The sequence below is a fragment of the Paenibacillus apis genome (genome assembly GCF_018333295.1).
GTDB lineage: Bacteria > Bacillota > Bacilli > Paenibacillales > Paenibacillaceae > Fontibacillus > Fontibacillus antibioticophila.
The window spans coordinates 148,102-160,971 of sequence record NZ_BORS01000010.1 but is presented as its reverse complement, the minus strand read 5'-3'; the positions used below and the strand labels follow the sequence as shown (position 1 = coordinate 160,971).

The 12,870-nt window shown below is 52.3% G+C and carries 9 protein-coding genes; all 9 read left to right on the top strand.

Annotated elements, in window-relative coordinates:
- Positions 1-286: 286 nt before the first annotated feature.
- The 9 genes from KI362_RS15590 to KI362_RS15550 all read left to right on the top strand — a co-directional run bounded on the left by KI362_RS15590 (position 287) and on the right by KI362_RS15550 (position 12,665).
- Complete coding sequence (locus KI362_RS15590) at positions 287-2,002, top strand: extracellular solute-binding protein (protein ID WP_301628415.1); 1,716 nt, start codon at positions 287-289, stop codon at positions 2,000-2,002.
- A 65-nt stretch (positions 2,003-2,067) separates the two neighbouring features.
- Positions 2,068-2,958, top strand: coding sequence for an ABC transporter permease (locus tag KI362_RS15585; protein ID WP_301628412.1), 891 nt, complete (start codon positions 2,068-2,070; stop codon positions 2,956-2,958).
- A gap of 18 nt (positions 2,959-2,976) precedes the next feature.
- A complete protein-coding gene (locus KI362_RS15580; RefSeq protein ID WP_301628410.1) occupies positions 2,977-3,861 on the top strand; it encodes a carbohydrate ABC transporter permease in 885 nt (294 codons plus the stop codon).
- A gap of 120 nt (positions 3,862-3,981) precedes the next feature.
- Positions 3,982-6,444 carry a glycoside hydrolase family 31 protein gene (locus tag KI362_RS15575; RefSeq protein WP_301628408.1) on the top strand — a complete coding sequence of 821 codons (2,463 nt, stop codon included), beginning with the start codon at positions 3,982-3,984 and terminating at the stop codon, positions 6,442-6,444.
- Between the two features lie 16 nt (positions 6,445-6,460).
- A complete protein-coding gene (locus tag KI362_RS15570) occupies positions 6,461-7,882 on the top strand; it encodes an alpha-amylase family glycosyl hydrolase (protein WP_301628406.1) in 1,422 nt (473 codons plus the stop codon).
- A 349-nt stretch (positions 7,883-8,231) separates the two neighbouring features.
- On the top strand, positions 8,232-9,182 hold the full coding sequence (locus tag KI362_RS15565) for a VanW family protein (protein WP_301628404.1): 951 nt from the start codon (positions 8,232-8,234) through the stop codon (positions 9,180-9,182).
- Positions 9,183-9,223: 41 nt separating this feature from the next.
- Entirely contained in the window at positions 9,224-10,045 is an 822-nt protein-coding gene (locus KI362_RS15560) for a class I SAM-dependent methyltransferase (RefSeq protein WP_301628402.1), read from the top strand.
- A 77-nt stretch (positions 10,046-10,122) separates the two neighbouring features.
- Positions 10,123-10,296, top strand: a complete 174-nt coding sequence (locus KI362_RS15555; protein WP_187375193.1) for a hypothetical protein — start codon at positions 10,123-10,125, stop codon at positions 10,294-10,296.
- A gap of 161 nt (positions 10,297-10,457) precedes the next feature.
- Positions 10,458-12,665 (top strand): ATP-dependent helicase, encoded by a 2,208-nt coding sequence (locus KI362_RS15550; RefSeq protein ID WP_301628400.1) that lies wholly within the window; start codon positions 10,458-10,460, stop codon positions 12,663-12,665.
- Positions 12,666-12,870 lie beyond the last annotated feature (205 nt).

Below are 12,870 nucleotides of genomic sequence, written 5' to 3'. Positions count from 1 at the left end.
CCCTTTAGACGAAGGCTTTTATACGAAATTCCGCACAAAATCAGCAAATTCCAGCGTAAGCGGAACTCATCTCCTGTCAACCTGGACTTGGTGTTCTATCAACGGGTTGAAGGTATTTTGTCACACAGGACGAGGTATGAAATCTATCGCCAGTATCCGCAGGGTTGAATCCAGAAAGCATCAAATTCTCTACCCTGATCAGCGAAAGCTCTCTATCCCGCGCAGCGGGAAGCCCGTGCTATAGTGAAGTCGTCACAAGAAGTAACCATCCTAAAGGGGGAGCAAAATGAAAAAGCATTTGTTGTTATTGCTTTCGGTCATTCTCGTAGCGATGAGCCTGTCCGCTTGCGGCGGCGGTAATAAGAATGCCGGGGGCAACGCCTCGAACAGTCCCGATGCATCGGGCGGCAATAGCGGAACGAACACGCCGGTGGTGGAAGAAGTGGCGGACCCGTTCGCGAAGTTCGATGAGCCTACCGAGATTTCCGTCGGCCGGGGCATCGACCCGAACTACAAGTTTGACGGCACAGATACGTCAGAGGATAACGTCTACACCCGCTGGCTCAAAGACAAATACAATATCGTCGTCAAGCATGCCTGGGAAGCGGCTAACGGCACCGATTACCAGCAAAAGGTCAGTCTGGCGATCTCCAGTAATGATCTGCCGGATGCAATGATCGTCAACGAAACTCAGCTGAGACAAATGGTGAAAGCCGGACAACTGGCCGACCTGAAGGAAGTATATGAGAAATACGCAAGCCCGGCTTTGAAAGCGGTTTACGATTCCAACCCTGGGCTGCTGGACAGCGTAACCTTCGACGGCAAGCTGTATGCCCTTCCGGAGACGACGCTTCCTTCCGCTCCGCTGACCTGGATTCGTAAGGACTGGCTCGACCAGCTGGGCCTGGAGCCGCCGAAGACGCTCGAGGACATTGAGAAAATCGCCCAAGCGTTCATCGACAATAAAATGGGCGGCGAAAATACGATCGGCATCGTCGGCACGCAGCAAGGCGGAACACTCTATTCTACCTTCCTGAACTCGACGGATCATTGGTATAACTTCTCCTCGATCTTCTTTGCCAACGGCGCCTATCCGGGGATTTGGGTGAAGGATGCAGACGGCAATGCCGTGTACGGCTCCATAACACCAGAGACGAAGGAGACGCTTGCCCTGATGAGAGATTGGTATGCCAAGGGCATTCTTGATAAAGAGCTGGGCGTACGCAAGAGCACAGGCGAGGTTGTAGCAAGCGGCCAGACCGGTATTTTCTTCGGGCCTTGGTGGTCCGCCTATAACAACATTCCTGACAATATCAAGAACGATCCGAAGGCCAACTGGAGAGCCTATGCCGCTCCTCTCGATGCTTCCGGCAAGTTTAATTCCAACTCGGCCACAGGCAGCAGCTATCTCGTAGTCAGCAAGAATTACAAGCATCCGGAGACCGTCATCAAGATGACGACACTCCATCAATGGGGCAAGGATGAAGAATATCAGACCCTGACCGCAGGCAAGCAAATGACCTCGCAAGAGGTGCCGTTGTTCCTGATTCTGGGTGCCGGCGACCAGCTTGAGTATGCTGTGAACTCGCTTCGCGACTACCTTGCAGGCAAAATGACCTTGGAAGACTTCGACAATAACAACTATGGCTGGGCTTATGAAATGGCGAACCATGCACTGAATGTCAAGAAAGATCCGATGGATAACTATGATATCGAATACTGGGATCAAGAGACCGATGCCGGATTCTTCACTCACCTGTACGCCCACTTGAATGGCGGTTCCGCCTTCGTGGATGCCGATATCAACTGGGTACGCAGTATCGCCACGGCTCAGACCAAGACGATGGAGTCCAGATGGACCAATCTGAAGAAGCTCGAGGATGAGACATTCCTGAAGATTATTATGGGCAGCGCCGATCTGGATTCGTTTGATACCTTTGTGGAGAAATGGAAGGAGCAAGGCGGCGACAAAATCACTGAAGAAGTGAACGAACTTAAATAGGTTGATTCTTCGTCAAGACGGGTACCTGGTACTCGTCTTGACATCCTAATAAGGAGATATGAAGCATGCTGAACAAAGGCTTTAACAGACATTATTATCTGATGCTGCTGCCGGGTCTGATCTGGCTTTTCTTTTACAATCTGCTGCCCATGTACGGCATTCTGACGGCGTTCAAGGAATTTAATCCGGGCCTTGGTATTCTGAAGTCGCCGTGGGTCGGGCTGGAGAATTTTCAATATATGTTCGAGCTTGACGATAGCAAGCTGATTTTCAGAAATACGATCCTGATCGCCTTTTCGAAAATGGTAGGCAACCTGCTCGTTCCGCTCGCCTTTGCGCTGATGCTGAATGAAGTGAAGCACAAGCTTTTTACCCGGACGGTACAGACTGCAGTGTATTTGCCCCACTTTCTCTCCTGGGTCATCGTGGCCGGAATGATGCTGGATATTTTCTCTTATAACGGCCCGGTTAACTCGTTGTTGGAAGTGTTAGGCGTACAGCCGATGATGTTCTTCACAAATGAAAGACTGTTTCCGGCCCTTCTGGTAGGAAGCGATGTGTGGAAGGAATTCGGGTTCAATGCGATCATTTTCTTCTCGGCGCTGACCTCGATCAATCCGGAAATGTACGAGGCGGCCGCCATCGACGGGGCTTCTCAATGGAAGCGGCTGACGAAGATTACGATCCCGAGCATTTTGCCGGTTGCCGTTCTGCTCGCTACGCTGAGTCTCGGCAACATTCTGAATGCCGGGTTCGACCAGATTTTCAACCTCTACAACCCGTCCGTCTATTCGACAGGAGACATTATCGACACCTGGGTGTACCGCGCAGGCCTGATCGACATGCAATACGGGCTTGCCACCGCAGTAGGCTTGCTGAAATCGGTGGTCGGATTTGTTCTGATTACGCTCTCTTACAGTCTGGCGTACCGGTTCGCCAACTACCGGATTTTTTAAGACAAAGGATGAAGTCATATGGTTACCGAACGTTCGGCGTTATCCCGATTATTTAACGGCTTGAATGTCGTTGTATTGATTCTGACCATGCTGCTGTGCCTCTTACCGGTGTGGTATACCCTGTCCATCTCACTCAGCGACAAAGCTGCGGCTGCGGCAGGGAGTGTATTTTTATGGCCCAAGGGCTTTACCTTTGATTCGTACAGAACCATTGTGAATGACAGCCAGTTTCTGAGGTCCTTCTTCATCTCGGTGCAGCGGGTCGCGTATGGCTCGGCCATCTCGTTCTTTGCGATTCTGTTAATGTCGTATCCGCTTTCGAAGACGTCGAAGGAATTCCGCCCGCGAAACGTCATCATGTGGCTGCTGATCTTCGTCATGCTGTTTAACGGCGGACTTGTTCCATGGTATTTGACGATGAAATCGCTGGGTATGATCAACAGCATCTGGGGGCTTGTATTAGGCGGAGGATTGCCGGTCTTTAACGTCATTCTGGTCATGAACTATATCCGTAATATGCCCAAGGAGCTGGAGGAATCGGCCTTGATCGACGGCGCAGGGCCTTGGCGGATCCTGTTCAGCATTTTGCTGCCGCTGGCGATGCCGGTGCTGGCTACGGTGCTGGTATTCACCATCGTGTACCACTGGAATGAATTTTTCCAAGGGCTCGTGCTGATGAACAAGGCGGATCATTACCCGCTGCAATCCTATATCCGGCAGGTAGCCGTCGTCATCGACCCGACCAAGATGGACGAGGAATCGGTGAAACGGATGTCCAATCTATCGAACCAGACCTTGAATGCGGCGAAAATCTTTATTTCCATGCTGCCGCTGCTGGTCATCTATCCGTTCCTGCAAAAATATTTCGTCAAAGGCATCACGCTCGGATCGGTCAAGGGTTGAGTGTGCGGCTTCATTTTCTAATATTGATAAATGATTGAGATTTAGATAAAAGCAAGGGAGCATTTTACGTACTTGCCTATCATCAAATTTATAGCGTAATTGGCAGGAGGAAGCAGAGACATGCTGACAAGTGAAGCAATCAGTCCTGATAAGGTGCAGGCCGTTGGCCGAACGATCGGGTCTATGACCCTCGGCCCGGTTCAGTCTGTTCGAAGGCAGGAACAGGACCTGATCATCAGCGCAGAAAACGGGAGTCTGGTGATCCGGATCCTTCCGCGCGGGATGATTCGGTTCAAGCTCTTCCCGGGGGCTGCCGGCGAGGATGCAGTTCTCTCGATGAAATCTACCGTTGCGGTTGTACCGCAGGAGAATTCAGGGGGGACATTGCCGGAGGCGCGGCTTACGGAAGAGGGAGATAAGTATACACTTGCGACCAGCGAGGCGATTCTGTCTATCAGCAAGCAGGATGGCGGGATTTCGTTTATGAGCGGCAGCCGCCAATTCATTGCGGATCAGGCTCCGCTGGCATGGGATGAGAGCCAGGCTGTCACCGGACTGTTTACGGCTGGGAAATCGGCGCATTTCTACGGTCTTGGTGAAAAGACAGGGGCTCTCGATAAGAAGGGCGAGCGTTATGAAATGTGGAACAGCGATGTTTATGCTCCGCATGTTCCGGAGATCGAGGCATTATATCAATCTATTCCGCTGCTCGTCGTTCATGAGGAAGACTACACGTACGGTTTGTTCCTGGATAATCCGGGAAGAACGTTTTTTGATATGCGAAGCAACACGGACAGCTTTCTGATGCAGACCGAAACAGGGAGCATGGATTACTATTTCATTCCGGGACCGGATATGAAGGGCGTCGTCTCGCGCTATACATCCCTGACGGGACGGATGGAGCTGCCGCCCCACTGGGCGCTGGGGTATCATCAATCGCGCTATAGCTATATGTCGCAGGAGGAGGTGCTGGAGCTGGCCCGCACGTTCCGGGCGAAGCAGATTCCCTGTGATGCCATCTATCTCGACATTCACTATATGGAAGGATACCGGGTCTTTACCTTTGATCCGGAACGGTTCCCCGACCCCAAGGGAATGATTGCGGAGCTTAAGAAGCTGGGCATCCGGATCGTGCCGATTGTCGACCCCGGCGTGAAGCTGGACATGAACTACCCGGTGTTCAAGGAAGGGACAATGAACGGCTATTTCTGCCTGAAGCCGGATGGTCAGCCCTTCGTCGGGCCGGTCTGGCCGGGGATGAGCGTCTTTCCGGATTTTACGGAGGATCGCGCCTCGGAATGGTGGGGGGATTTGCACCGCTTCTACACGGAGATGGGTATCGAAGGAATCTGGAACGATATGAACGAGCCGGCGGTATTCAACCCGTCGATGACGATGGATCTGGATACGATGCACGGCAATAACGGGGAGCCTGTCAGCCACGGAGAGATTCATAATCTGTACGGACTGTTAATGTCCGAGGCGACCGCCGAAGGCATGAAGCGCAACCTGAACGGACACCGTCCCTTTGTGCTGACGCGAGCCGGTTACGCCGGGATTCAGCGATACGCCGCGGTATGGACAGGAGATAACCGCAGCTTCTGGGAGCATATGGCGATGTCCATACCGATGGTGCTGAACCTGGGGCTGTCGGGCGTGGCATTTGCCGGGCCCGACATCGGCGGCTTCGCTCACCATACGAGCGGGGAATTGCTTGTCCGCTGGACGCAGATGGGAGCCTTGTTCCCGTATTGCCGCAATCACAGCGAGCTTCGTTCGATCCGCCAGGAGCCGTGGTGCTTTGGCCCGGAGGTGGAGGAGATCTGCCGGGAGTATATCGGATTGAGATATCGCTTGCTGCCCCTGATCTATTCGGTGTTCCGGGAAGCGGCCGAAACCGGGCTTCCGGTCCTTCGCCCGCTGGTGCTGGAGTATCCGGAGGATCCGAATGTCACGAATCTGTGTGACCAGTTCCTGTTGGGCGAGCAATTGCTTGCCGCACCGGTATATCGTCCGGGGACGACCTGCCGGGCCGTTTACTTGCCGGCGGGGACCTGGATCGATTACTGGTCCGGTCAGCGATACGAAGGCGGGCGGCATATTCTGGCGGAGGCTCCGCTCGAACGTCTGCCGCTCTACGTAAAGGCAGGAGCGATCGTGCCGCATCAACCGGTTGTAGAGTCGACGGCCCTTGAAGCACAGAGGGAGTTGACGATCGATGTGTATTCGGGGGACGAGTCGGCAGGTCATTTTGAGCTGTATGAGGACGACGGGCTGACCCTGGATTACGGAGCTGGCGCCTACAGTCTGCACCGCTTCCGGCTTCGGGAAGAGGCGAGCGTGATCAAGCTGCGCATCGATACGCTGCATTCCGGCTATGGGACCTCACAGGATACCTGGCGGCTGCGGTTCAAGCATTTGTCCTTCTTGCCGGGAGAAATCGCCGTAGGCGCAATTTCAGCGGACGGAGCCTTTGAAGGGTCAAACAGCCCTGAAACTTATTACGACGAAGCCGAGCAGGAATTGACGTTATGGATCTCCCGCCCGTCGTCAGACATGGAAATTCGGATTCACCAGAAATAACCGGGAGGTTAATGCTTTGAATAAACCGAAGAAATGGCTCGTTGCCGTTCCGCTCATGATTTCAATCCTGGGGCTCAGTGCCTGTGGAGGGACTTCCGGCGGAGACACAGGGGAAGGTGACAAGAAGCCGCAAGGAGAGAAGGAGCCGATATCCCGGTCTGCTCCGGTTCCGGAGTGGGCGGATCAAGCCGTGATGTATGAGGTCAATGTACGGCAATATACAAAGGAGGGGACGTTCCGCGCCTTCGCCGAGCATCTGCCCCGGCTCAAGGAGCTTGGCGTCGATATTCTTTGGCTGATGCCGATTCATCCGATCTCGGAAGCGAAGCGCAACGGCTCGCTGGGATCGTATTACGCCGTGCAAGATTACAAGGGAATTAACCCGGAGTTCGGGGGTGAAGAGGATTTCAGGGCGTTGGTGGAGCAGGCCCATGACATGGGCTTCAAGGTCGTGCTGGATTGGGTCGCCAATCACACCGGATGGGATCATGAATGGCTGGGCAATCCCGGCTGGTACACGACCGATGAAGCGGGCAATGTCGTACAACCGCCGGGAACGAACTGGTCGGATGTGGCGGACCTGAACTTCGATAACTCCGAGATGAGGGCCGCCATGCTGGATGCCATGACATACTGGGTCGAGGAATTTGATATCGATGGATTCCGCTGTGATTATGCAGGCGGGGTGCCGGCGGATTTCTGGGAAGAGGCCCGCAAGCAATTGGAGCAGATCAAACCGGTCTTTATGCTCGCTGAAGACGATCAGCAGATCAAGCTGCTTAGCTATGCCTTCAATGCCAATTACGGCTGGCAGTTCTACAATCTGATGAACAGCATTGCAAAGGAACAGGGACAGAGCCGCGTGGAGCAAGTGCTTCGCTATGGCGAACGGATAAGCACCGGCTATCCGAGCGGCACCTATCCGCTGCACTTCACTTCGAACCATGATGAGAATTCATGGACCGGGACAGAATTCGAACGGCTGGGCGAGGCCGTTGAGCCGATGGCGGTTCTCACGTTCACTATACCGGGGATGCCTCTGATCTATTCCGGGCAAGAGGCGGGACTGAACAAGCGACTGCAATTTTTTGAGAAGGATGAGATTGTCTGGGATGATCTCGGCATGCAGGATTTTTACAAGAAATTAACGGAGCTGAAGCATACCCATCCAGCGCTGTGGAACGGGGATGCAGGAGGCAGCTTTGAACGTCTTGACACCGGGGGAGACCCAGTACTGGCTTTTGCCAGGGAAAAGGGAGACAGCAAGGTGATCGTTGTGGCCAACCTATCGTCTGAAGCAGTCGAGGACAAGGTTCAGATAGGTTCCTTTGCCGGAGAATACAGATCTTTCAAGGATGGAGCCTCTGTAGCCTTAGCAGCTGAGCAGCATGTCACCTTGGAGCCTTGGGAATATCTTATTTATACTTCCTCTGAATAGTAGAATGAAATGGAACAGCCGCAGCCGCAGCCGCTCTGGGACAATTTTACGTTCCCGAGCGGCTATTCATGTGACCCAGCAATTTTAATGCCATATGTCACTTGTTTTGTCGCATGAGCGAATAGCGGGCCTCCCTCGTCCCCCCACATGCTGTTGTCTTCCGGCCAAATGGGGAACCGCTTGTGGTTGGCTGTGCTAATCATGTTGCAACCCACCCGTTACGGTGGGACAAAGCTCCAGCCTGTGTCTTTTGCTGCTTCATAGGTTGTATGTCTTCAGGGTGGTATGAGATATAGGGATTCAGGTCAAGCTAATCAAAAATTGGACTTGGATCGAAGGTGTATACGCTTTGAAATGGATTGCAGCCACAGCGGTATCAACAATACTGGCGCTACAGCCTGCAGTGCCGGATCATTTATCAATTAACTTCAAAGAACAGACGATAGCTAATGTGGAGAGACAGGAATATGAGCAGCCGGTCTGGCCCCTTGTGGATCAAGCCAAACTGGATTCGCTGATGAAAAGTCTTGTTCCCGTGGTGCACAAGCAGCCGGAGAACGCCCGATTCGGAAATTCCGGTGCGATTATTCCGGAGGTTATTGGCTATACGCTGGATGAAGAGCGTTTTGCTGAGCTGTTTTATGATTTTATGTATGGAGAAGGCTCGCCAGCGGTTGAGGTTCCTCGAAGGGCGCTTTATCCGCGGGTAGACAGTGAAATATTGGCTCCGCTGCGAGAAAAGGCGATCGGTTATTATGTGACTTATTATAATTCCCGCAATCAGAGCCGCTCCCATAATATCCATCTGGCGGCAAAGGCCATCGACAATACTGTTGTATTCCCCGGAGAGACGTTTTCCTTCAACGAAACGGTAGGAATCCGAACCCAGGAGAAAGGTTATAAGCAGGCGCCGGTAATCGTACGGGGAGAATTATCCGAAGGCATTGGGGGCGGTATCTGCCAAGTCTCCTCCACTCTGTTTAATGCGATTGACCGTGCCGGATTACAGGTCGTCCATCGTTATTCGCACAGCAGGCACGTTCCTTATGTCCCTTCCGGACGGGATGCAACGGTCAGCTGGGGAGGTCCTGATTTTGCTTTTCGCAATCCGTATAATCAGCCTGTGTTGCTGCGGACATTCTCGGGTCAGGGCAGGGTCCAAATCACGGTGTATTCTTCGGAGATGATCGAATTCTATCCTCGGGAGGTTCCGGGTGTCTCCAAGCCGAAGCGTATGCCGGATGAAATCCGAATAGAAACCAATGCCGAGCCTGGCGACCAGCTTCAACCTCCTTCCTGAAATGGTATAATGATAACAATTCGGGAGAGGAGAAGCGGAAGATGAATATACCTGCGGGAAACAGACAAGAAAATGTGGAGAGATTCACCGGCTTTGCAGCCCTGTATGATCAGCATCGTCCAGAGGCGCCGAAGGCAGTTCTTGAGATTCTTGAAGGCTATTTGGGACGGAAGCCGCAGCTCGTTATGGATATCGGGTGTGGAACGGGTCTCTCGACCATGATCTGGACTGGACATGCGGAGCGTGTCATCGGAGTAGAACCTAATGACGGGATGAGAGAACAGGCGGAGGCCAAGCTACGCAGCAGCGGTGCAGATGCAATTACCTTCGTCAAGGGATTTTCTAATCGGCTGGATACTGCGGACGAGTCGGTTGACCTGATCACCTGCTCCCAGTCGTTCCACTGGATGGAGCCGATCAGCACGTTGCAGGAAGTAAATCGGGTGCTGAAGCCAGGGGGTGTATTCGCTGCCTTTGATTGCGATTGGCCTCCTGTGATCGGGTGGCAGCTGGAGCAGGAATATATGCGGCTGATCGCAGCCGGGGATGAGCTTCTGGAGCGGCTTGAGGCGCCAGACAGCGGTGCGGTTAAGCGCGATAAAGAAAAGCATCTTGCGACCCTTCGGGAGAGCGGAGTATTTCGTTATACACGGGAAATTGTATTTCATCATCAGGAGGACTGCACTACAGAGCGTTTTATCGGCTTGGCACTCAGCCAAGGCGGGTTGCAGACCGTGTTAAAGCTGCAGCCGGAGGCGCTTGCCCCGGCAATTGAAGCTTTTAGAATCCGTGTAGAAAAGGAATTCGGCGAAGGTAGTAGAACCATGCGATTTGGATATCGGATGCGGATTGGAATTAAATAAGAATTGGAAGGAAAATCCAATCCTGCTGCATAGATTCCCCTGCTCATGGCAATGATGGAGCCAAGGGGGGTGATGGGATGGATATTACACTTGATGCAGATCAGGTTCTTGCCCGGATCAGACAGCTTCATTCAGAGGGGAACTCTGTGAACAAGAAGCAGGTAAAGCAGAAGGATCCCCAGTTAATGCGGAGCGCTTTATTCTACTTTCCCAGTTGGGAGCATGCCTTGAAAAATGCAGAAATTATGTAACACCAAGAACCACTCCTATAGCTGAAATTAACGAAAATTTGATCTAGCCAAGATTCGGAGACGAATTCTTGGTTTTTTTTATTTGGACCGGCAACGCCCCCAAGGCTGAAATCTGATATAATCCTATCTTGAATACCTGTGGGTAGAAAGGATAGACAATGATGACTACAGAAGCAGCCACAGATACGATCATTGATTTACCGTTGAACTATTTTGCATATATCCAGAATGAACTGGGCGTATCTTTGAACAAAATCCAGAAGCAGGCGGTCACCCAAACAGAGGGAGCCGTCCTGCTTCTTGCATCTCCAGGCTCGGGTAAGACAACCACATTGCTGATGCGAATCGGATATCTTGTACGTGAACTTGGGGTCCACCCGTCCCGGATTAAGGCGGTAACTTTCAGCCGTGCTTCTGCAAATGAAATGAAAGAGCGGTTTAGCCGGTATTTCCCGGGTCAGCATGCACAGGTTCAGTTCTCTACGATCCACAGCCTCTGCTTTGAGATTGTTCGGGAGCATTACCGGGGGGAGCCGGATTCCTTCCAGATTATCGAGGGGAGCATGGATCAGGCTGGAGTCCGCTCCGCATCCCCGGATCAGCCGCCTTTATATAAGCAGGCCATCTTGCGGCATATTTATAAATCCATAAATGGAGAACCGCTGACAGACGACCAAATGGAGGAACTGACGACTTATATCAGCTATGTAAAGAATAAAATGCTATCCGAGGATCAATGGGGAGCGGTCAAGGTTAGTGTTGCTCAGGCGGAACGGGTCTTAAGAGAATATGAGCGCTTTAAGCGTACGAGCCATTCCTGTCTGCTTGTTGATTACGATGATATGCTCACGCTCGCTAACGATTTGCTGGATCGTCATCCTGCGCTGCTTTCAGCTTATCAGGAAAGATATGATTATCTGCTGACAGACGAAAGTCAGGATACCTCGTTAGTGCAGCACGAGCTCATTTCCAAGCTGGTGAAGCGTCACGGCAATTTGTTCGTCGTGGCCGATGATGACCAGTCGATCTACAGCTGGCGCGGCGCAGAACCGGAATATCTGCTTCATTTCCGAGATTACTATCCTTCCGCCGAAGTGCTTTTCATGGAACAAAATTACCGGTCAGTCCCTGTTATCGTCAATACAGCCGACCGGTTTATCCGGCGCAATAAGCAGCGCTATGACAAGAAGATGTACACGGAAAATGAAGACGAGGGCACCATCCATATCCATACGGCCGCGGATTCAAGGGCACAGGCAGCCTATCTGGTGGAGGAGCTTCGCTCCTTGGATAGCGATCAGCTCGCGAGTTCGGCGATTCTGTATCGGAACAATGCTTCCTCCATTGCCATGGTTCATGCGCTGGATCAGGCAGCGATTCCGTTTTACATCAAGGATATGGATAATCGCTTCTTCTCCCATTGGGTTGTCGAGGATATTCTGAATTTCATGCGGATGACCTTTACGGACAAACGTGCAGACCTGCTCCACAAAATACACTTGAAAATGAACGGGTACATCAGCAAGCAACAGATGGCAGAATTGCTGAGCATCGACAATCAGGAATCCGTGTTCGATAATTTACTCCGGCATGTTCCCTTAAAGGACTATCAAATCAAGCCGCTGGAAGCTGTCCGCGATACCTTGCGGGAGATGAAAGGGATGCCGCCGCTGCCGGCTATTCGGGTGATCCGTGAGAGACTCGGGTACGATAAGGGGCTGGACAAGCTGTGCGAGTGGCAAGGCCACCGGAAGGATAACTTGAATGAGATTCTGGGCACCTTGGAGGAAATAGCCGGAACGCAGGAGTCGATGGAGGCCTTTGCGGCCAGGTTGAAGGAGCTGGAGGCAGCTTTAAAGACCTCTAAGAGACACCGGCAGGATCAACAACTGTTAACCCTTTCTACTTTTCATAGTGCGAAAGGTCTTGAATTCGAGAGAGTATACATGATTGATCTGATGGACGGCATGATTCCATCCTCCGAGGATATTAAAGCCTATTCATCCGGAGATGAGAGTCGGATGGAGGAGGCGGTTCGCTTATTTTATGTCGGTATGACCCGGGCAAAGCAACAACTTGAACTGATCTCCTGCCGGGAGCGGGGCGGAGAGAAGACGGGTGAGTCCCGCTTCGTCTCTCATGTCCGCTCGCTGTTGCAGCCGGAGCAGGCAGCGTCATCGGCAGAAGGCAGCGTCAATTCGCCCGCCATCCGGCCTGGAGACAGTATAAAGCACCGCAGCTTCGGAACGGGCGAGGTGACCGGGGTGAATGGAGATCTGGTCGATATCCGGTTTGCACAGGAGCTTCGAACCTTGTCGCTCCGCGTCTGTCTTGAGATGGGGCTTTTAGAGGTGCTGAGTACGGAGTGAATGACTCGCATGTGATCTTTTATCCCCGGAAAGATGATGTCCCTATGGTAATATGAGGAATGAAAATCAGAAATTATCCGGGAGTGAGAGGTATGAACCTAGCTATTGTTAAATCTTCATGCATAGCCTGACAGGGCCGGGAATGCATGAAGAGGATAGAAAAGGGGCCCTGATTCAGGCTTGATCCATCCAAAGAATAACTAAG